Origin of the sequence: Dyadobacter sp. CY356, from assembly GCF_021440195.1 — a bacterium.
In the GTDB taxonomy this organism is placed as follows: Bacteria; Bacteroidota; Bacteroidia; order Cytophagales; family Spirosomataceae; genus Dyadobacter.
On sequence record NZ_JAJTSZ010000002.1, the window covers coordinates 660,418 to 681,715 of the forward strand.

The 21,298-nt window shown below is 40.4% G+C and carries 17 protein-coding genes and 1 tRNA gene; 11 read left to right on the forward strand and 7 right to left on the reverse strand.

Annotation, left to right across the window (positions count from 1 at the left end; all coding sequences use genetic code 11):
* Nucleotides 1-45 precede the first annotated feature (45 nt).
* From LXL81_RS09070 to LXL81_RS09110, 9 genes are all read left to right on the forward strand, one after another.
* Entirely contained in the window at nt 46-711 is a 666-nt protein-coding gene (locus LXL81_RS09070) for a hypothetical protein (protein ID WP_234646418.1), read from the forward strand.
* 13 nt (nt 712-724) lie between these two features.
* Nucleotides 725-1,936 (forward strand): DUF4374 domain-containing protein, encoded by a 1,212-nt coding sequence (locus tag LXL81_RS09075; RefSeq protein ID WP_234646419.1) that lies wholly within the window; start codon nt 725-727, stop codon nt 1,934-1,936.
* 152 nt (nt 1,937-2,088) lie between these two features.
* The gene (locus tag LXL81_RS09080; protein WP_234646420.1) at nt 2,089-4,461 is read left to right on the forward strand and encodes a TonB-dependent receptor; all 2,373 of its coding nucleotides are present in this window, start codon (nt 2,089-2,091) and stop codon (nt 4,459-4,461) included.
* Between the two features lie 56 nt (nt 4,462-4,517).
* Entirely contained in the window at nt 4,518-5,717 is a 1,200-nt protein-coding gene (locus LXL81_RS09085) for a hypothetical protein (RefSeq protein WP_234646422.1), read from the forward strand.
* Nucleotides 5,718-5,778: 61 nt separating this feature from the next.
* On the forward strand, nt 5,779-6,942 hold the full coding sequence (locus LXL81_RS09090; RefSeq protein ID WP_234646423.1) for a PepSY domain-containing protein: 1,164 nt from the start codon (nt 5,779-5,781) through the stop codon (nt 6,940-6,942).
* A gap of 355 nt (nt 6,943-7,297) precedes the next feature.
* On the forward strand, nt 7,298-7,585 hold the full coding sequence (locus LXL81_RS09095) for an HU family DNA-binding protein (protein ID WP_234646425.1): 288 nt from the start codon (nt 7,298-7,300) through the stop codon (nt 7,583-7,585).
* A gap of 279 nt (nt 7,586-7,864) precedes the next feature.
* Complete coding sequence (locus tag LXL81_RS09100; RefSeq protein ID WP_234646426.1) at nt 7,865-8,563, forward strand: lipid-binding SYLF domain-containing protein; 699 nt, start codon at nt 7,865-7,867, stop codon at nt 8,561-8,563.
* Between the two features lie 12 nt (nt 8,564-8,575).
* A complete protein-coding gene (locus LXL81_RS09105) occupies nt 8,576-8,779 on the forward strand; it encodes a KTSC domain-containing protein (RefSeq protein ID WP_234646427.1) in 204 nt (67 codons plus the stop codon).
* A gap of 309 nt (nt 8,780-9,088) precedes the next feature.
* Nucleotides 9,089-10,018, forward strand: a complete 930-nt coding sequence (locus LXL81_RS09110) for a Nif3-like dinuclear metal center hexameric protein (protein WP_234646428.1) — start codon at nt 9,089-9,091, stop codon at nt 10,016-10,018.
* Between the two features lie 28 nt (nt 10,019-10,046).
* Here LXL81_RS09110 and LXL81_RS09115 read toward each other — a convergent pair whose 3' ends face one another.
* Both LXL81_RS09115 and LXL81_RS09120 read right to left on the reverse strand, forming a co-directional pair.
* On the reverse strand, nt 10,047-11,405 hold the full coding sequence (locus LXL81_RS09115; protein WP_234646429.1) for a Gfo/Idh/MocA family protein: 1,359 nt from the start codon (nt 11,403-11,405) through the stop codon (nt 10,047-10,049).
* 43 nt (nt 11,406-11,448) lie between these two features.
* Nucleotides 11,449-12,234, reverse strand: a complete 786-nt coding sequence (locus tag LXL81_RS09120; RefSeq protein ID WP_234646430.1) for a mechanosensitive ion channel family protein — start codon at nt 12,232-12,234, stop codon at nt 11,449-11,451.
* A 596-nt stretch (nt 12,235-12,830) separates the two neighbouring features.
* Between LXL81_RS09120 and LXL81_RS09125 the strand changes: the two genes are divergently transcribed.
* The gene (locus LXL81_RS09125; protein ID WP_234646432.1) at nt 12,831-13,682 is read left to right on the forward strand and encodes a neutral zinc metallopeptidase; all 852 of its coding nucleotides are present in this window, start codon (nt 12,831-12,833) and stop codon (nt 13,680-13,682) included.
* A 414-nt stretch (nt 13,683-14,096) separates the two neighbouring features.
* Nucleotides 14,097-14,183 (forward strand) — tRNA-Ser (locus tag LXL81_RS09130).
* Between the two features lie 237 nt (nt 14,184-14,420).
* Here the strand turns inward: LXL81_RS09130 and ilvB are convergent.
* The 5 genes from ilvB to LXL81_RS09155 all read right to left on the reverse strand — a co-directional run bounded on the left by ilvB (nt 14,421) and on the right by LXL81_RS09155 (nt 21,267).
* A complete protein-coding gene (ilvB, locus tag LXL81_RS09135) occupies nt 14,421-16,007 on the reverse strand; it encodes a biosynthetic-type acetolactate synthase large subunit (RefSeq protein WP_310589560.1) in 1,587 nt (528 codons plus the stop codon).
* Between the two features lie 225 nt (nt 16,008-16,232).
* Nucleotides 16,233-17,018, reverse strand: coding sequence for an isocitrate lyase/phosphoenolpyruvate mutase family protein (locus LXL81_RS09140; RefSeq protein WP_234646434.1), 786 nt, complete (start codon nt 17,016-17,018; stop codon nt 16,233-16,235).
* A 230-nt stretch (nt 17,019-17,248) separates the two neighbouring features.
* Nucleotides 17,249-18,841: an MFS transporter gene (locus tag LXL81_RS09145; RefSeq protein ID WP_234646437.1), complete on the reverse strand. Its 1,593-nt coding sequence runs from the start codon at nt 18,839-18,841 to the stop codon at nt 17,249-17,251.
* Nucleotides 18,838-19,887 (reverse strand): HlyD family secretion protein, encoded by a 1,050-nt coding sequence (locus tag LXL81_RS09150; RefSeq protein WP_234646438.1) that lies wholly within the window; start codon nt 19,885-19,887, stop codon nt 18,838-18,840. The genes LXL81_RS09145 and LXL81_RS09150 overlap by 4 nt, the downstream gene beginning before the upstream one ends.
* Nucleotides 19,888-19,902: 15 nt before the next feature.
* A complete protein-coding gene (locus tag LXL81_RS09155; protein WP_234646439.1) occupies nt 19,903-21,267 on the reverse strand; it encodes a TolC family protein in 1,365 nt (454 codons plus the stop codon).
* Nucleotides 21,268-21,298: the final 31 nt, after the last annotated feature.

Sequence of the window (21,298 nt, forward strand, 5' to 3'; positions counted from 1 at the left end):
GCTACTTTTACTAAAAAGTAATTCTGCTTTTTAAAAAGAGGTTTCATGGCGGTCAGTAAAGAGCTTATCGAAAAATACCATAACGGAGCATGTACTCCCGAAGAATCCGCTATGGTTGAAAACTGGCTGCTTGATGACGATGAGATAACAGAAATAATTCTACCGGAAAATCTTCATAAACAAGATGTGAAAGCTGAAATGTGGAAAGATATTTCCGGTTCATTCCCTTCTTCAATTGAAAGCAGAAAACACAGATTAATTAATTTTTCCGGATACCGTCTTTCAGCGGTTGCTGCAAGTGTTTTGTTTTTACTTGCTTTTTCATTTTTAATAATAAAAATAAACAGGACAGAATCCATACCAGCGTCTGTTAAAACCGCTTTGTCAGAAAACAAAGAAATCGATTCCAGGGACTATACCATTTCTCTCGGTCCGGAAAGTAATGCGCGCATTGATGCAAACGCAGGCCTGATTGATTTTTGCGGAACCATACTGATCAGCCCCAAAAAGGATATCGACCTGTCTTTTAACGATATATGTACTACGAAAAAAACCAGCAGGGGCAAAATTAACTTTAAGAAAGGCGAAACTTACATCGCACTGAATTATAGAAACAAAAAAGATAATGAGCTAATTGTAATGGATGAAAAACTGCTGATGGGTCTGCCGCCAATTGTAAAACGTCAGATTATGGAACAGTTTAATATTTGAAAAGTTCGTTACAATGATACGTGCCAAAGGCAATCTCCGCTTTTTACAAATTCTCATACTTACTGTCAGCTTTTTAACGGGCTGTTCCGAAAAGCAGAATTTGGACCGGAAAAAGTATAGTATTTATACGATGGCAAAGGACTATAAGGAATACATTATCCAGCTGGATGACTTGTCATCCGGATATATCGATCCTGTAAAAAATGGTGCTAGAACGTATCCAAAACAGATCTGGTTTGATCTCATAGTACAAAATGGATTTTACTATCGACTGGAAAGGAAAACGCATTATTTTTTAAAATATACAATTGAAAATAATCAGTATATCCCTGTCGATTCTGTTGCCATCCCTCCCCTAACCTATCTAGATAATTACAATTGGGTGCATCCTGACACACTACTACTCCTTTCCTATGATCGAAAAATTTCGAGACTTAGTTATGCGAGGATAAATGTTAAAACCATGAAAGCAGAAGTTGGGAAGATGCCCCTCTCCCTGCCAAAGGCTCCATACAATTCCATGTCTGTGGGTTTTTCTGAGTTGAGAAATAAACAGCTGCTTGTAGGATATAGCTATCATCAGATTTCGTCCCAAAACTTTATCACGACAGATACAGCCTATGTGGATATTTTAAGTTACCCGGAATTGAAATGGCTAAAAACCTTAAAAGACCACCGATCTACCTACCCCGGAGGTTCCAACACTGCTCAACCCAATACGTTTTCTGATAAAAAGGGTGATTTCTATTTCCTGACCTGTCCGGGACTTGCCTTAGGAAATCATCCGGATAAGCCGACAGCTTTGTATCGGATTAGGAAGAATGAGGATACGATTGACAGCACTTATTTCTGGAATATTTCCGAATCTATAAAAAATCATGGCTACGGTTTGTGGAATATTGGTGATGGAAAAGCTATACTGCGGAGTGAAAGGAGAGATCTTTTCAAAGGTGTTGAGGATCATTATAAGGTCCCGCATATAGAATTTTTTGTACTCGATCTAAAACAAAAAACTACCAAAAAACTTGACCTTCCACTGGATAAAGGGACTTCACGCCAATGTGTGCTTGTAGAAAATGGAAGAGTTTATATTTCCATCAATTCGGACACAGGTGGAAATTACATCTGGATTTACGATCCGGAAACTGATAACCTGACAAAAGGTTTAAAACTGAGTGGCGAAGTCGACTATATACTTCGCATGGAAATGTTATATGAAGATTAGGAATAAAACCCGCTGAATACTACACCAAAAAAAAATTAAACTTTTTTGAATTCCCTCCTTCGGTAAACATTCGATTATGCTACTACGAGTTAGAAAAGGTCAGTCCTTGAAATTGGTCTGATTCTTAATAATCAGTATTTATAGCTAATCCAATGCAATCAGGTAAGTTTATACGCTACATTCTACTTGTAAATCTTTTCATTTGGAGTTGTGCTGGTCATGCCCAAACGCCGATTACTATTTCAGGCATCGTTCTGAATGAAGATGGTGCGTCCATTCCCGGCGTAACGCTTGTCTTAAAAGGAACTTCCATAGGAACCCAAACAGATTCAGATGGATATTATCAGTTAAACATCTTAAAACCAGGCAACTACACCCTTTCACTATCGTCTGTTGGCCATATTGCTCAATCAAAAGCAGTTACGCTTAAAAGCGGCCAGCACTTGAAATCGGATTTTACATTAAAAAGCGATACAAGAAATATCGATGAAATTACGGTTCACGGGAAAACAGAAACTCAGGAAGTCCGTGAACAGGCCTTTACGGTAAATGCGATTGAAACCAAAAGATTCGCCAATACAACTTCCGATTTAAACCAGGTTTTAAACAAAACCGCAGGAATCCGTGTCCGCGAAGAAGGTGGTGTTGGTTCTGATTTCAACTTCTCCATCAACGGCCTATCAGGAAAAGCCGTGAAATTTTTCCTCGACGGCGTTCCGCTCGAATTGATGGGAAGCACGATGTCGCTTAACAACATTCCCGTTAACCTTGCCGAAAGAATGGAAGTCTATAAGGGCGTGGTTCCGGTTAGTCTTGGCTCCGACGCTCTGGGTGGTGCTGTGAATATTATCACGAACCAGAATATAAATAACTATCTGGATGCAAGTTACAGCATCGGCTCGTTCAATACGCACCGACTGGCATTGAACGGACAATATAGCACCGCAAAAGGCCTGATTATTAAAGCAAGTGCCTTCGCTAATTATTCGGATAACAACTACATCATGCGAGGTATGGAAATCTGGGATGAGGCGCAGTACAAATATGTAAACAAAGATTTCAGAAGATTCCATGATCAATACAAATCTGCCATGGGCCAGGTTGAACTGGGGGTAATTAATAAAAAGTGGGCTGATTTATTTTTCGCAGGATTTTCTTATTCAGGAACCGACCAGGATATTCAAACCGGAACGCGCCAGGATGTGGTTTATGGTGCCGTCACTAAAAACGGACATGCCTACAATGGATCGCTTCGCTATAAAAAAGATAATCTTTTTGTAAAAGGACTTAACGCCAACCTCTTCGCTTCCAGATCTGTTGATAATTATGTCGTAACAGATACTTCGAGTTATAAATATTACTGGGACGGATCGCGGGTAAAAACCAGTCTTGCCGAAATCAGTGGTACGAAAACCATTACAAATATCAACCGTCCAAGGACATTTGCACGCGCCAATGTGGGATATCAATTGTCAGCGGCACATTCTTTCAATGTTAACTATACTTTCGATCATATTAAGAATGAAACCTATGACGAACTTCTGACAGATCACGCGGACATACCCGGAATTCTTTCAAAAAATATTGTTGGCGCAGCCTATCAGCAGAATTTATTAAAAGACCGATTGACAAATACCTTATTTGGTAAATTCTATGGATTAAGCGTTCAGCAGTCCAGATACGTTTCTGCATCGGGTGAATATGCCAAGGCAAATGATTCGCAGACATATCAGGGTTACGGAATTGCTTCCAGGTTCAAAATCCTTCCGGATCTTGGTATTAAGGCGTCCTTTGAAAAAGCATATCGTTTGCAGGAAGTTGGAGAAATGTTTGGTAATGGTTACACCGTCATCGCCAATCCTGACCTCAAACCAGAGTCCAGCAAAAATGTAAACATCGGTGCATTTTATGGTTTTGCAGTCAATAAGCACAAACTTTTTATTGAAGGTTCATGGTTTTACCGCAATGCCAACGATTTTATTTATTCGGTGGTTTACAAATCCAATTCCAGCGTAAGTCGCTATGAAAACACTTCGAAAGTGAAAGTAACAGGACTGGAAGGTGATATCAAATACAACTATGGAGATCTGCTGTATTTCAATACAAACATCAGCTATCAGAATGCAATCAATAATACCAGGTATTCTGTCGGATCAACAAGCGGAGTTCCGGAAGCTACTTATTTGAACAAAATCCCAAATCAGCCATGGCTTTTTGGCAATGCGGATCTGAGTATTGGCCGCAACAATATTCTTGGAAAAGCTTCCAGAATGCAGCTTAATCTGAGCACGCAGTATGTGCACTGGTTTTACCTTACCTGGGAGGCTTATGGCAGCAAAGCCGGCAAAAGTACAATTCCTGATCAATACATACACAACGCTTCAATCTCTAATTCCTGGAACAATGGCCGTTATAACCTTTCCCTGGAATGCCGGAACTTCACTAATAATCTGGCTTTTGACAATTTCCGGTTGCAGAAACCGGGCCGGGCATTTTCTGTCAAAATGCGCTATTTCCTGAGATAATACGCTTAAACTTTCATCATAATATCCATCTACCATTTATTCATATCGTAAAAATCATGTTTAAAAAATTTAAGTTATACATCATTCTAATGGCGCTTGTGCCGTTTCTGAATTCGTGCAGCAGCGACGATAGTGAGCCGACACCCGCTCCGGTGGTCGAAACACAGGAAAAATATACTGTATGGTTGCAAATCGGCAGCTGGCCAAATACAACGCAGTACATTTTAGGGACAAATTCCTTGACTGAGGGCTCGATTGACCTGACGGGGCATGGTGCGGAAGTGACGGGAAAATCTGCTTACGGAATTATTACAAAAGGTGGGTTTTACTATTATTACAACACAACTACCGGTAGATTTTCGAAATTCAAATATGAGAAGGAACTTTACAGCACCGTCCTTGAAGTTCCTTATACGCATTTGGCTGATGTTTCAGGATTTACCTGGATCAATGACAAAACTTTGTTCGTCATTGGAACAAATGGTGATCAGAACAAAATACAGTATTCAGTGATTGATACGGAAACGTTGAAAATGACAAATGGCGTGCTGGATGCTCCGGCAATACCTGTGGGATATAATTATTTTAATCTTGGCAATATTGAATATACAAACGGAAAAGTATTTGTACAATTTGGATATACAGGCGTGTGGCCAAATCCGTGGGAAAACAAATCATATATCGGTGTTGTAGATTATGCATCAATGAAATATGAAAAAACGCTGGAAAGCAGCACCTCAGCAGGACCCGGCACAAACAAACTTTGGTTGTCATCATCATTTGTTGATGAAAGCGGAAATACATACTTCGCTACCAATGTGGAATGGAGCAGCATAAAAGACAGAAAATCAGCTATTTATCGCATTAAAAAAGGAACTACGGAAATTGACGCAAGTTATACCGTAAATAATACTTCGATAGGATATGAAGGTGTCGGCTTGTGGTATATCGGCGGCACAAAAGCCATTTACAAATACATTGATCCTGCCATTACCGGCTCAACGCATATTTACGCCTTTGCTGTTATGGATCTGGAAACCGGAAAAATCGTCAGAAAACTTCCCGAAATCCCATACGACGGTGATGCTTACATACAAAACATCATTGTGGAAGACGGAAAAGTATACATGATCACCAATGCAGAAACAGGAAAAGACTATGTATATATCTATGACATCGCTGCGCAAAAAGTAAAAACCGGCATGGAAATGATCGGCGGTTATGACTGGGTGCTTCGCCTTGACAAAATGAGATAAGCTTGAAAACTGAATGCAAACTGTCCGGTAATTCCGGACAGTTTAATAATATCCTGCCCTAATGATAAGTTTTAAAAAGATAAATGCCTGGCTACATTTATGGCTGGGCCTGATTTCCGGAATCATTGTTTTTATCGTCGCACTGACCGGTTGTATACTGGTTTTTGAGCAGGAATTCAAATCTTTGACCCAGCCATGGCTTCATGTAAAAAGACCTGCTAACGCAGAATATCTGTTACCCTCCGTCATCAAAAGTAAAGTGTCTGCGAAATTCCCGGGTAAGGAAATTAGCGGGATCTGGTATTACGGGCTCGAAAGGACGGCGACTGTCAGCATGAATTCTGATTCGACCGTTTACATAAATCCTTACACAGCAGATGTCGTATCGCTTGTAAACGAAGAAGATTTCTTTCACTTTATTCTTGATGGCCATACATCACTTTGGATTGAAGCGAAAATCGGCAAAAAAAAGGTTGGCCAACTTATCGTTTGTTATGCCACACTGATATTTTTTGTACTGCTGATATCGGGTCTCATTTTGTGGTGGCCTAAAAAATGGAATAAGTCAAACAGGGATAAGAGTTTTAAAATTAAGTGGAGCGCGAAATTTAAACGGATTAATTATGACCTTCATAACGTGTTGGGATTTTATTCCCTGATCGTTGCGTTGGTCATTACCATGACGGGATTGGTGATGGGTTTTGCCTGGTTTTCACAAGGCGTATACTGGCTAAGTTCAGGCGGAAAATCTCCGGCACCTTATATAAATTCTGTTTCCGATACGACAAAAGCGGCCGGTGACGTAATGTTGAAAAATGTGGATCTTGCCTTCAAACGAGGAATCACAGAGATTGGCACCTATAATAAAAATGCGATTATCGTTTCGTTTCCCGACGAGCCTTCTGAACCTATTGAATTATGCACAGATATGTATAACGGCTCATGGCGGTATGTTTATCTGGATCAATACACTCTTAAAGAATTACCTTCCACACAGGTTCATATTGATAAACTGAAACTCGCGGATTGGCTTAAACGAAGGAATTACGCCATACACGTAGGTGCGATCGGAGATATTCCAACCAAAATTATATATTTTCTGGCAAGCCTGATTTGCGCCACCCTTCCACTTTCAGGAGCCTATATCTGGTGGGGAAAAAGCAGATTTTCCAAATCAAAAAAAGTGAAGAGAAATAAATCTGCATCGCTAAAAACAGAGGTTTGATTACAAAATGTCTTAACAGCATTACTGTAAAATTTCAGAAGTTTGGTCCGAAGCAAAGTCTGTTATTCAAAAAGACGAACTGCAATATTGTTTCAACGCTGGTTTTGAGTTATTTAAACCGCTAAATCATACAAGTTTTTCTAAGCTATTACCACCAGATTACAAAGCAGAATTTCCTGCAACAAACAGTTCCTAACCGGATTTACGATGGTAAACCTATGCGCCTTCGAAAATTGAGTTCTCATTTCTGCCAGTAAATTTTTTATAATTTCGACCTCTTCCTGATATTAACTTACTGTATTTCAAGGCAAAATTGTAGCTTTGTAAAATAACGTACCCTATAAAAAATTAGCAAATGACAAAAGCAGAAACCGTTTCCAAACTTGTGGAAATGACCGGAATACAAAAGGAAGAGACCGAACAAATCCTGGAAGCTTTTTTCTCAACAGTGAAAGACTCGATGAGCGAAGGTGAAAATATTTACATCCGGGGCTTCGGTAGTTTTATTGTCAAAAAAAGAGCTGCAAAAATAGCCAGAAATATTTCTCTGAAATCGTCAGTAATGGTTCCTGCCAGTTTTATTCCATTTTTTAAACCTTCGCCAGATTTCACCAATCAGGTTAAAGACGGGCAACCAAAATAAGCTTTAAATTAGTTAAGGATTAATATACTTATGGCCCCGCCTGATACAGCGGAGCCATTTTTTTGTTCCTTAAACTGATATAAAATCAAAATCTATATATGTGAAATAAATTGCATGTCTAAAATGCAATAAGCATGACCGTTATGATTAACCTGGGTTTTAACCTGGGGAAATTTCCGGAAAATCCTTCGTAGAAATTCATCAAGCTTTTGATCTCAGGCACGATAGTTTAATGCATTCTGGTAGTTGTGGAACCGTTTTTCACAATGTTATCAAAACATGACCGAACTAATTATGCTTATTAAAAAATTAAGTTTTCAGATACTTCAGGTTGCGATGCTGGTCAATATTGCGTCATACACACCCGCTTTCGCACAGGACAAAGAAGAAGACAAAATCAAGGCTGCTACATCTGTGTTGAATGATTTCAGTCAGATGAAAGAAAATATACCGGCGCAATTACTTTCCATATCTCAGGGAATTATTATTGTTCCAAAAATGATCAATGCCGGACTTATGGTTGGCGCGAAACATGGAAAAGGGCTCGCTATGATAAAAGCAACAAACGGCCAGTGGAGCGATCCTATATTTGTGACGATAACAGGAGGAAGTGTAGGAGCGCAAATTGGTGTACAGGCCACTGATCTTATTTTAGTCTTCAAAAACAGCAAAACATTGACAGAAATAGGAAAAGGGAGCTTCACATTGGGCGGCGATCTATCCGTAGCGGCCGGACCTGTTGGCAGAAGTTCTTCTGCGCAAACAGATTATAAGTTAGAGGCGGAAGTATATTCGTATTCACGAAGCAAAGGGCTTTTTGCCGGAATAACACTTAACGGAGCAGCATTATCTGTTGATTCAAAAGCTAATAACGAGTTCTATGACGATAATTCAGATGCAAATACCATTCTTACATCATCGCACACAGACTCAAAGCTGGTTGCAGATTTGAAAACTAAGCTGGAAAATTTTAAATAACACCCGTAACCAATGCCTTCATCCGTTGTTGCAAAGATGATCTATGACGATGAACAAGAAACGTTAAGAATTATTTTCGTTTCAGGAATGGTTTATGATTACAAAAAAGTCCCTTTGAAAGTCTATGAAGCGATGAAAGCTTCGGACTCCAAAGGGACTTTTTTAAATCAATATATAAAACCTAATTATGATTTTGATAAGGTGGAATTAAGGTAAAAGCTTGCTTCACCCACAAATTCTTACTTACGATCTGATAAATAGAAACTATTTAAGATTATCCACAGAAGTTTTTCAAACAAAATCAAATAGCAAGCAATACAGAATCGCGGGTTTTGCCCAAATTCAAATTGGCCTATTTCAAATCTTTTGGCGGTGACTCCGGTAATAACTGGTACAATTCTTCATCGGGATCAATGACGAAGCCGACCGTTTAAAGCATAATTAAAACAAACAATTCTGGTTTATTGGCTGAGGAATTATTTAAGTATACCTTGAATAACTTTTGAACTATTCCCATCCGAACACATGAAAAACCAAATGCCAGCTGCCGAAACCTCCGTCTTACAACGCAGAAAATTTATCCTGAACTCCATCAAATCTGCTGCCGGATTAGCTCTTTTAACTATCAGTCCCTCCTTTTCAAAAGGGAATAACTGGTCTGTTAAAAAGCAATGGACCGTGCAGGAGGTAATGGATTTTGTATTAAAAGAAGGTGGTCTGACTCCTTTGAAAGATACGGTTGATACCATTAAATCCGGCAAAGCTGAACAGATTGTGACAGGTATCATATCTACGATGTTTCCCACGATACCCATTATTGAAGAAGCCATCAAACTAAATGCAAACTTTATTATAGCGCACGAGCCTTCGTTTTACAATCATAATGACAAAGCGGATTGGGTAAAAAACAACGAAGTCCTGAAGAAGAAACAGGAATTGCTTGACAAACATAAAATGGTAATCTGGCGTTTTCACGATTATTGCCACTCGTTAAAACCAGATGCAGTAAGTTATGGTGTGGCCAAAAAGGCTAACTGGCTTCCGTATTTCAAAACAGGCGAAGTAGTGCTAAAAATTCCGACAATTTCATTACAAAATCTGGTTCAACACCTAAAAAAATCACTGAGCATTTCCCGTTTAAGAATTATTGGTGATATGAATCAGTCTTGTGAACGGATCGCACTTCTTCCCGGAGCCTGGGGCGGGCCGATGCAAGTTTCGACGGCAGAAAAAGAAAAACCTGATGTTCTGATCGTTGGAGAATTGTCGGAGTGGGAAACAGCTGAATACATCAGGGATGCAAGGAGCTTTGGTCAGAAAATATCTTTAATTGTTTTAGGCCATGCAGTTAGTGAAGAGCCTGGTATGGAGTGGTTTGCAGAATGGCTACATCCAAAATTGCCAGACGTGAAAATTACACATCTGGCATCTGGCGATCCGTTTACCTGGCTTTAAATCAGCTTAAATTCCTGAACCAATCTGATTAATCCAGCTCTGGTTCAGGACCATGCAGCTTGGCAGTTGCCGGTGAAGCTTTTATTTTTACAGGTTTGCCATCTTTCGCCGACTGATATATTGCTTCCATCAGCATATGATCCTGCAAACCTTCTTCTCCCGGCGTAAAAGGTTTTGTATTTTTCATAATACAATCAGAAAAATGGTCCATTTCAATGGCGAACTGGTCGGTTTCTGCCATGCCGATATTTTGATTTAATTCCAGTTTCCCGCTGGCTTTGGCGGTGGTTAATTCCTGGCCCTTATAAGCATAGGCCTTATCCAGATTAAGCCAGCCTTTTTCACAAAGAACCCGGTAGCGTCTGCTTTCGTGCACATTGTAATTTGTAGAACAGCTCGCGATTACACCACTTGGGAAACGCATCTGCCAGGAAACCATTTCTTCAACTTCTGTGAACAACGGATTTCCAGGCGTAGTATATTGATAGGCGAAAACCTCGGTTGGCTCTTCACCCAAAACAAATCTGGTCGTATTTAAGCAGTATAGACCAATATCCGGCAAGGCACCTCCACCGGCCAGCTTGATCTTATGTCTCCAGTGATCAGGATTTGCACTTGCCTGGCAATTTGAGGCCTCTACAAATTTGGGCGATCCAAACTCTTTACTTTGTACTAATTCCCTCAATTTCCGATTATGCGGCTGATACTGGATTCTATATGCAACCATGAGTTTGACGCCGGCTTTTGCACAGGCGTCGATCATTTCCCTGCATTCCTGCGAAGAATTTGCCATCGGCTTTTCGCATAAAATGTGTTTACCGGCCTTTGCTCCGCGAATTGTATATTCCTTATGCAGTCCATTTGGTAAAACAATGTAAATGACATCAACTTCTTTATTATTTTTTATCTGGTCGTAGGTTTCATAACTGTAACAGTTTTCTGTCTTGACACCGTACTGGCTGGCGACCTTCTTCATCTTCTCAGGACTGCCGCTGACGAGGGCAGTCAGTTTTGAATTTTTACAACTATTTAGAGCCGGAAGAATTTCTTCCAGTGATAGATGGCCTAATCCAACAACAGCATAGCCTATTCTCTGGTCTGGCGGCATGGGAGTCGGTGTCGGTCCGGATTGCTGGTCAACCTCCGATTTCCATTTTTCCAAAACAATTGGCTCAGACTTATCTACCGGCACCTGGGCGGGAGGGGACATGGCCATTATATTACTTTGCCCAAAGGCAACGCTTCCGGTACCTTCCATGACCAGACCGCCCATCACACCGACCGCAAGATATTTTTTTGTCTCAGAAAGAAATCTCTTTCGAGAAAGATAAGAGAAACCAGCGTTATTTTCTGATGCGCTGTTTTGTGAATCCAATTGTTGTTTCATGATTATTGTTGATGAAAGATGTATTGGACAACACCTATACAAATCACATACCGGGCAATTTCAGACCAGATGATTTGAGACTTTCCATAATTTTTTCCTGAATCGTCATTTTAGTATCAATAAATCCGTGTGCATTGATCCAGACATTGACCATAACCTTATAACCATCCGATTCAATAGAAGAAATACCGATCCTTCTTTCCGGTGATTTAAGCGTATTCACAGCATTGTCGAGGACGTCATCGATTATCTTTTTGACCTCATTAAAATCTATTGCATTGGTAAATTTAAGTTCAATATCCAGTCTTCTGCTCCCGGAAGCACTGATGTTGATGATGACCTCATTTGACAGTTTACTATTGGGTACTACTACCTTTCGGTTATCGAATGTGGTGATGACGGTGTAAAATATTTTGATTGCCGTTACAGTTCCCTCCTGCCCCTGCGCCAGAATGTTATCACCTACGTGAAAAGGTTTCAATAACAAGATCAATACCCCGCTGGCAAAATTCTGAAGAGTTCCCGACAAGGCGAGACCAGCCGCCACACCTAATGCACCGATTAATGCAGCAAAAACTGTCATTTGTATACCGATGATCTGCATGCCTGCTATGATCAGCAAAACTCTTAAAACAGTAATCGTAAGGCTAAGAAGAAAAGGTGTTAATGAAGGGTCAATTTCCTTCCTGACCATATGCGCAGACATGTATCTGGACAACATTTTAATAAGCCAGAAGCCAACAATCAGTACGGTTACTCCCAGCAAAAATGACGGGCCTTTATCCAGTATCCAGAGTGTAGCCTTATCATAAAACTCATTTATTTTCATTAGAAACATATTATTTAATCTTTACTTTTAGGCTATACGTGAAATTTTCATTCCAAAAATGATTGAGGAATAATGGATGTGAATTTTTGGTTCGTTTCGTATTTTGAATATTTAACTCTTAAAAACGAATTCGGAAATGGGAGTAAAGTTTTTAGTTAAAGCGATGCTTTAATTAAAAACAGAAAACCATCCGAAAAATGGGGCTATGTAGATTTGTATACTATTGAATCAGAGAGAATTGATTGTTACTAATTTTTGTGAAACTTAAAGTGGCAGAATTGCGATAGTTATTTTCAAAATAGATTTAGAAATCCTGGTTATATCAACAGCCTGATTTGTTCTGCCAGGTTTTATAATACACATACTGAATCCTGTTTAAAGGCATTTCACCTGGAAGGCGGGTATACTTTGGTAATAATTGAGGACAAATTACCCCTTCCGTAAACCGCACCGGAAGAAATTTTTTTGGCAATGATGTATGAAAATATTTAATTGTAGGCCGTTGGCATATTATTTACATGATATTTGTAACGAAAATATTACAGTCAAAAATGTAATATGAATTGATCACTCAATAGATTTAAACGATACTATTTATGAATTGGCAGGATTTACGAAGAAGCGGAAACGTTGACGACAGACGTGGAATGTCTGGTGGTGGCAAAGTTGCGATGGGTGGAATCGGAGTGGTGATCGTGGTGGTGATCGGTCTCTTAACCGGACAAGATCCCTCGGCGATTTTGAATACGATTCAAAACGGTCAGTCATCAGAGCAACAGGTTCAAACGCGCCCGGAAGGTCCGCGGCCCGATGACAAAACTGCCGATATGGTATCAGCCATTTTAGGAAGCACCGAAGATGTGTGGACAGCAGTTTATAAAGAAAACGGCAGTACATATAAATTGCCGACTTTACAGATATTTGAGAATTCTTCACAAAGCGCTTGCGGCGGGGCATCATCAGCCATGGGACCATTTTATTGTCCGGCCGATCAGCAGGTATATATTGATCTTTCTTTCTGTGATGAGTTAAGAGAAAAATTTAATGCTCCGGGCGATTTTGCAGTAGCTTATGTGGTGGCTCACGAAGTTGGTCATCATGTTCAGAATCTGATGGGAATTACTGATAAGCTTCAACAGGAACGGCAACGTTTAAGTGAAGAAGAGTATAACAAACTTTCAGTAAAGCTCGAATTACAGGCAGATTTTTTAGCTGGTGTCTGGGCCAATCACGCACAAAAGATGGAAAATATTCTGCAACCAGGAGATTTGGAATCTGCCCTTACAGCTGCAAATGCCATTGGTGACGATAAATTGCAGAAAGAATCACAGGGTTATGTTGTGCCGGATGCATTTACACACGGTACCTCCAAGCAAAGAATGTATTGGTTCAAAAAAGGTTTTGATACGGGAGATCTGAACCAGGGAAAATTTGACGATATACAATAATCGATAGTGATAATTATGCTGCAAAAGCCCGGATCTGATGTCCGGGCTTTTTTGATGGATGAAAAATACATTTTTAATGGCAGCACCGAAATTGAAAATATTACAATACAATATATGTTGAAAAATAAAAGCCGGCCAATACTCCCGCAGAAAATGGATCGTATCATATCAAGTTGAAATTTTTAGCCTTATGAAAACAAAACTGTTACTCTTCCAAGGGAGTGTTTGAATTAAAGGAATAAATTTTTGAGACTGGTTTATCAACTGGTCAATGGAAATCTTGAAGTAATTATGGAAGAGAAAAATAAAAGCAACGAAATGGAAAAAACGTTTTTTGCATATCAGCGTAAGAAATAATCAAATCAGGATTTGTATATAACCCCGGAAAAGCTATCTTTGCACCCTGATAAAAACAGAGAGGTGTCCGAGTGGTTGAAGGAGCACGCCTGGAAAGTGTGTATGCGGGTAACTGTATCGAGAGTTCGAATCTCTTCCTCTCTACTGAAAACATAAAACTATTTAAAATCCTGTAAATTTCCATTTACAGGATTTTTTTGCTTTTGGGAAAGAAAAAAGGTTATTTCAGCCTGATCTCACCAACTCCCGCCCCTTGCGGGATCATAGGAAAAATATTATTTTCTTTACTAACCAGCACTTCCAATAGAAATGATCCATCATGCGCTATCAATTCAATCAAACCATCTTTTAGCATCTCACGCTTTGAAATTGACCTTCCGGCTATTTTATAAGGGCTGCCAAGGCAACAAAGTCAGGGCTTTCAAGATCGACAAATGAATATCTGGAATTGCTGAATAACTCTTGCCACTGCCTTACCATTCCCAAAAAACGATTATTTAATATAATGATTTTAACACTTAATCTGGTTTGCATAATTGTTCCCAGTTCCTGTAAAGTCATCTGAAACCCGCCATCTCCAATAATGGCAATAACTTCTTTTTGAGGTGCGCCTATCTTTGCTCCAATTGCGGCAGGTAAAGCAAAACCCATGGTACCCAACCCTCCACTGGTTATATTATTTCGACTATCGTTAAATTTAGCATAGCGGCAAGTGACCATTTGATTTTGACCGACATCAGAAACGATAACTGCATCTCCCCTTGTAAATTCATTCAACTGATTGATAACTTCACCCATGGTAATTTCCCCATTTGGCGGATTAAGTTCATTTTCAATAACGATATTGACTTCCTCATCGTGCAGCAACTTAAATTTGTCAACCCATTCCTTATACGATTTTGCATGAATAAGATCTGTTAATAAGGGCAGTGTCTCCTTACAATCCCCGCAAACAGCGATAGTTGCCTTTACATTTTTATCGATCTCAGCGCGATCAATATCCAGATGAATTACCTTGGCTTGTCGGGCATACTTGTCCAATCTTCCGGTCACTCGATCGTCAAAACGCATTCCGATGGCAACGATAATGTCACATTCATTGGTCATTACATTTGGGGCATAATTGCCATGCATACCGAGCATTCCAACATTCAAAAGATGATCTGTCGGAAGGGCTCCGGCACCCAGTATGGTCCAGGCGGCCGGAATTCCGCTTTTTTCTACAAAATCTATAAATTCCTTTTCCGCTTCACCAAGTATAACGCCCTGGCCCCAAAGAATCATTGGCCTCTTTGACCCATTGATCATGGCAGCGGCATTTGCAATTGCATCCAGCTTAATAGTTGGACGTGGTTTATAACTACGGATACTCTCACATTTTGTATACCCGCCATATTTAAAACTATGGAGCTGCGCATCTTTGGTTATATCAATAAGCACAGGACCTGGCCTACCGCTACGGGCAATGTAAAACGCTTTTGCCAAAATTCCGGGAATTTCCCGGGCGTCGGTTACAAGATAATTCCATTTAGTGATCGGCGCAGATATATTGATCACGTCCGTTTCCTGAAATGAATCAGTTCCTAACATGTGCGAATACACCTGCCCAGTGATGCATACCAAAGGTGTACTGTCTATCTGGGCATCTGCGATACCGGTAAGAAGATTGGTTGCACCAGGCCCGCTCGTTGCAAAAACGACACCAACTTTTCCCGAAACCCGGGCGTAACCTTGCGCAGCGTGTACACCTCCCTGCTCATGACGCACCAGGATATGATTTAACTGCGTCTTATAATCATAGAGCGCATCATACATTGCAATATTCGCTCCTCCCGGAATTCCAAAAATGGTATTCACACCCTCTTCAATCAAGGCTTCCAGAATTGCCTGCGAACCTGTAATTTCTCTTCCTGTAAGGGTGCCCGGTTCGCCTGTTTTTGATTTGCTATTAAATTCTTTCCTGATCATACCAAGTTTATTTATATAGTTTAGCTTTTCCTTTCCCGCTTCCTGGATAGTGCCATGCAAGTCTTTGTTAATCAGTATTTCTTGATTAGGCTGTTTTTTTACTTCACGAGGATGATTGTCATCTGCTTTTTCAAATTACTGTATCCGCTATACGTCATCTTTTAAAAATAGCCTTTCTCTATTATCTGAATAAAATCTGACGCTTTCTGCCTGTTCGGCATCAGCTTACTTCCCAATTTCCTTTTCTTTCCATCGGAGTGCCTCGCTGTAAAAATCACCCAGAACCGCCTTGGCAAAGGATGAACCTACACTGATCCTGCGAATACCAAGTTCCAATGCTTTGTCAATCGTCAAATCCGCTCCTGAAAAGTCCATGGCTACATTGACAGGACGGGGATGCAGGGCATTAATTATTTCGGCTAAATCTGTTTTTGTTTTAACACCAGGAGCAAAGAGAACGTCTGCACCAGCATTGGCATAGGCAACAAGCCTTTTAATGGTATCATCAAGGTCAAATCTACCATGTTCGTAATTTTCAGTACTTGCCGTTAGCGTAAAGTCAAAAGGTAAATTCCGGGCAGCATCGACAGAGGCAATAATTCGTTCAACAGCATGGATATAATCATAAACAGGCCTATGCGGTTTGCCGCTGGAATCACCTATTGAAACACCTACCAAACCAGCTTCTGACGCCAGCATGATTGTTTCCATGCAATTTTCTGGCCTGTCTCCGAATCCATTTCCCAGATTAGCCGTTACAGGCAAACCAGTGGCACTGACTATTTTAGAGATAGAAGCCAACGTCTGATCTCTATTTGTAACAATTCCCTCCTTCCCAGGCTTTCTCACAGCATCTTCCCCACCAACAAACGCTGCCGCCAGCGATGAAAATCCCATATTTGTTAATAACTTAGCAGAATTTGTATCCCATGCATTGGGCAACACAAATAGTGCTGGGCTCTTATGCAGTTTTTTAAAAACTTCCCCTTTCGTAAATTGAGAATTTGTCATATCATTTAATTCCGGGCTCATAATTTCTCATTCTTATAATTTGTAAATCAGATAAACAGAGGGTAAAGACAGTCAAAATTATCCTCCTGCCCCATCGTTCTTTTAAATTTCATTTTTTCAATATATGGACTCACAGCAAAATATACTTTGCCAAAATTTCTTTGGGAAGTATTCCCGGTAGTTTCTGACAAACAATTGAATTTGTTAAATATAGCAGTGCCCCTTTCTTCTTATTGAGTCAGCAGAACAGTTTTATTCCAATCGATGATCCATTTTTTGATAATTGGAATGATCATGAGTAACGCAGCAATACCGAGCGATAATAATCCAAATATCATGAACAAAGACCTGTTTGTTAAAAGTTGGCTCTGCTGGTTTAAACTTTGCGAAATTGCCGCCTGGGCTAATCCGGATGCCTGCTCTGTTGTAAAACCTTTGGAAGCATAAACAGAACGATACATATCCAAACGGCTAATCATGTTTTGGTTTTCCAATGTGAGGTAACCAAGGAAACCTTCTTTGAAATATTGATTGAAATACAGCTGGAGGTTATAAAATCCAGCGAAAGAATGCAAAGTGGCGATGAAACGGGTACAGGCTGCGATGATCAGTCCGCTCATTCCCGTATTTGCCGGAGCCGAAGACAGCACATTGATCATGACAGGAACGAATATGAATCCTGACGCTGCACCTTGAATCAGTATGGGGCACAACAAATCTCTAAATGACAGATCCGTTGTTAATAAAATACACATCCAAAGGTTAAAAACGCTCATTAAACCAAATCCGAATATCAGGAGCGATTTAATTTCAACTTTTTTAGCGAGTAAAAGTCGAATGCAAATCACCAGAACTCCAACCATCGCTGCAATATTACAAAGACCCAGTTCAATAACGTCCAGTATACTCCACCGAAGTGTCCCGCCAGCATAATTATAAACCAGATTGATACTGTCTTTAATTCCATAATAAAGTGCCAGCAGGCAGATCATACTCACAAAATTCATCGATTTGAAAACACTGAGATGGATCACAGGCCTTTTCACCATATATTGCCTATACAGAAACAATGATGATCCAACCACAGCAGTGGTACTACTGAAACCAATCCGTGAATCCGCGAACCAATAATATTTTGAGCCGTAAATAACTGTATAAGCTGTTGTTAGTGCGGAAATGGAAAATAGAATTGCCCCGGCCCAATCAATTTGATAAAGTGGATAACGTTTATGTCCGGATGACGGCTTCAACAACAGTAATACGATGATTATGGTCAAAAGCTCAAACATAATCAGATAATAGTAAGTCACTTTCCAATCCGCCGACTCGACGATTATCCCACTTACCAGGCCGATCAATACAGAATTACCGAGCATGGTACCGTAAAAGACGGCCGGTGCAATCGTTTGAACCCGTTCTGCCCGTATACGCGTGAAGATCAATAGCAGTGTAAAAACAATTATGTTACTTGCTGTAACTCCTTGCGCAAACCTGATTGCAAAAAATAAATTGATATCCTGGCAGTGCAGGCAAAGACAGTTGAGTATTATGCCCAACATCATGCTTACCAAAAGACAGCTCCGGATTTGAAAAAATCTAAAAAAACGGAATTGAATGGGCAAAGCTGTTATAATTCCTGCATACGTTGACATAATACCAAAAACTGCGTCCTCTTGCTGCGCTCCCAGGTATGCAATAAGGTAACCCTGCGTCATTACGAACATTCCCAGGTGAACCAGTCCGGAAAGCAGCATGAGAAATAACCCGATTCTTGCTCCCCATTCCCAATTTGTTACCCAATTTTTAAAATAATCCGGTTTCATAACTTTACTCGTTTTTTGGCAGCCACGCTCACATTCATACCTGGAATTACTTTTCCGCTCTGTTCATCGGTAAATTCTATTTTCACCGGCACCCGTTGAATAATTTTGACAAAATTGCCGGTGGAATTATCTGGTGGCAATAGTGAGAAACGAGAACCCGTAGAACCTGCAATAGCTACAATCCTGCCTCTGAAAATCTTTTTACTGATAGCGTCGACCCGTATTTCCACCGGCTGGCCCAAATACATTCCCTCAACCTGTGTTTCTTTGAAGTTCGCAGTGATCCATTTTTCAGCTTCGTTAATAATGCTGACCAATGGCTGACCAGGCTGGATTTGCTGTCCTTCCAAAATGTTTTTCCGCCCTACCCTTCCTGCATACGAAGCTCGTATAATGGTGTATGACAAATTAAGTTTTGCCAGTTCCAATGCCGCCTCCTTTCGTTTAATATCCGCATGCAAGACACCGTAATGCGTTTTTAGCTCAGCAACCCGGGACAAACTGGTTTTCAGATTATTTCGCGCAGCACTAAAATCGCTTTCGGCGACATCGTACCGTGCCTTGACCTGCTCCAATTCGGCACCTGTGGCTGCTTCTTCATGAACCAGATTCGTATATCGGCTGATATCCTTTTGTTGCTGCACGTATCGCGCCTGGGCTCCATTAATCTGATCCTGATTTACGAGCATACCATTTTGAGCCGAAAGAATACCTGCGGAAAGTACATCAAGCTGGGCGTGCGCATCTTCTACCCCAGCCTCTGCTGCCGCCAGTTGAGCACTGTATTCTTTCCTGTCAAGAACCACAAGTGTATCTCCCTTCTTAACCAACTGATGTTCATTAAAACGAACCTGATCAATATACCCTCCAACCCTCGCAGAAACAGGATTAATATAAGATTCCACCTGCGCATCATTGGTTTCTTCAAAATGGTCACTATACTGCCAATACTGAAAAAAGTACACTGATCCCGCAATTATTACCACTACCGCCAACATCGTGACAACAATATTACCCGGGTGTATTTTGTGATTTAGCTTTTCCATCTTTCAATTACATTTTTATAAATTACCGCTGCTGTAAAGAATATGATAATAAATACCAAGAGCGTCTGTTTGCGCTTTGATCAGATTGAACCTTGATTCCTGGTAAAGATTATCCGCATCGAGCAGATCGGTCAACAGGGAAAGTTGATTCAAATATTTTGTATTGACGATGCGGTAGTTGACCTTGGCCTGTTCCACAGAATGCTCGTTGACAGAGATCCTGGTGAGTGCTTCACCATATTTTATATAAAAAGCATTTATTTCTGTGCGCACCCGATCACCATAGACCTCGCGCTGCACTTCTGCTTCTTTCATTCTCAATGCTGCTGCTATTTTCTTGCTTTTGTTATGATAAAGTGAAGAAATACTGTACTGTGCTTTGAGGCCGAGAAAACCTATCGCATATGCCTGATCAACCGGTGGAAAGAAAATGTAATTTGGATAATTGACGCCATAAGCACCATAAAAGCTCAAATTTGGTAAACTGCCACTTTGGACAAGCCTAAGTCTTGCTTGTTGTATATCCACATTTTCGGCTGCCTTTTGCAGAATGTAGGATGAAGTCCCAGCCGTTTCAACAAGAGGAATCAGCGACCGCATTTCCGGCTTGGGCATATTTGCTGAATCAATTGGCCATATTACCACTGAATCAGGGATATTAAGTAAAACGACCAGTTTTTGATTAGCAATTTTGATGTCATTTTCATTTTGCATCATAGAAAGTTCCACACCCGACAAATTAACTTCTGCACGCAGTACGTCACTTTTAGTAACCTTTTGATTTTTATACAATGCGTTGATATTTTCTAACCGCGCGTGTGCCCTTTTCAATTGGTCTGTGATAAATTTCTGAAGCTCATTCAGTCGTACCAGATTAAGGTACTCACTGGCTGTCTCAAACCCGATATTCCCCGACTGATCCAGGGTATTTACTTTTGCCAGCCGGGATCGTGCACTTTGCTCTTCCCGGAGTGCCCGCTGTCTGCCACCGTTATAAATGCTGTATAAAGCATCAACACCCAGACCTGCTGCATTCGGCGTAGGTTTCCTGGGACTTGTGCTCGCGTGATTCAATCCGTCCGTGAAAAGAGTCAGACCTGAATAACGCTGATAAGAACCGGTTACATTGATAATCGGTAGAAAGCTTTTATAGACATCTTTCCGGTCCTCACCGGCAGCATGCTCTTCAAGACTTGCCGCCTTCACCCATTTGTTTTCACTTTTAGCGAATGCTACTGCTTCCGAAATAGTGAGTTTGTAAACATTTCCTGTGCGTCTCTGCGCCTTTGCCACTGTCGCGTTTACGATAAGGAAAACTGACAATAAAAACGATAAATTTCCCTTGATTTCCCGTAAGATATCAATTAATGATTTTCCCATTTTCAAACTTTGTTAAAGTTTCAACAGGACA

Excerpts from the sequence above, each read along its gene's own strand:
- LXL81_RS09085 (WP_234646422.1), top strand. The coding sequence starts at position 4,518 with ATGTTTAAAAAATTTAAGTTATACATCATTCTAATGGCGCTTGTGCCG.
- LXL81_RS09115 (WP_234646429.1), bottom strand. The coding sequence starts at position 11,405 with ATGAAACAACAATTGGATTCACAAAACAGCGCATCAGAAAATAACGCT.
- LXL81_RS09075 (WP_234646419.1), top strand. The coding sequence starts at position 725 with ATGATACGTGCCAAAGGCAATCTCCGCTTTTTACAAATTCTCATACTT.
- LXL81_RS09100 (WP_234646426.1), top strand. The coding sequence starts at position 7,865 with ATGACCGAACTAATTATGCTTATTAAAAAATTAAGTTTTCAGATACTT.
- LXL81_RS09140 (WP_234646434.1), bottom strand. The coding sequence starts at position 17,018 with ATGACAAATTCTCAATTTACGAAAGGGGAAGTTTTTAAAAAACTGCAT.
- LXL81_RS09155 (WP_234646439.1), bottom strand. The coding sequence starts at position 21,267 with ATGGGAAAATCATTAATTGATATCTTACGGGAAATCAAGGGAAATTTA.
- LXL81_RS09070 (WP_234646418.1), top strand. The coding sequence starts at position 46 with ATGGCGGTCAGTAAAGAGCTTATCGAAAAATACCATAACGGAGCATGT.
- LXL81_RS09125 (WP_234646432.1), top strand. The coding sequence starts at position 12,831 with ATGAATTGGCAGGATTTACGAAGAAGCGGAAACGTTGACGACAGACGT.
- LXL81_RS09145 (WP_234646437.1), bottom strand. The coding sequence starts at position 18,841 with ATGAAACCGGATTATTTTAAAAATTGGGTAACAAATTGGGAATGGGGA.
- LXL81_RS09150 (WP_234646438.1), bottom strand. The coding sequence starts at position 19,887 with ATGGAAAAGCTAAATCACAAAATACACCCGGGTAATATTGTTGTCACG.
- LXL81_RS09110 (WP_234646428.1), top strand. The coding sequence starts at position 9,089 with ATGAAAAACCAAATGCCAGCTGCCGAAACCTCCGTCTTACAACGCAGA.
- LXL81_RS09120 (WP_234646430.1), bottom strand. The coding sequence starts at position 12,234 with ATGAAAATAAATGAGTTTTATGATAAGGCTACACTCTGGATACTGGAT.
- LXL81_RS09095 (WP_234646425.1), top strand. The coding sequence starts at position 7,298 with ATGACAAAAGCAGAAACCGTTTCCAAACTTGTGGAAATGACCGGAATA.
- ilvB (WP_310589560.1), bottom strand. The coding sequence starts at position 16,007 with ATGATCAGGAAAGAATTTAATAGCAAATCAAAAACAGGCGAACCGGGC.
- LXL81_RS09080 (WP_234646420.1), top strand. The coding sequence starts at position 2,089 with ATGCAATCAGGTAAGTTTATACGCTACATTCTACTTGTAAATCTTTTC.
- LXL81_RS09105 (WP_234646427.1), top strand. The coding sequence starts at position 8,576 with ATGCCTTCATCCGTTGTTGCAAAGATGATCTATGACGATGAACAAGAA.
- LXL81_RS09090 (WP_234646423.1), top strand. The coding sequence starts at position 5,779 with ATGATAAGTTTTAAAAAGATAAATGCCTGGCTACATTTATGGCTGGGC.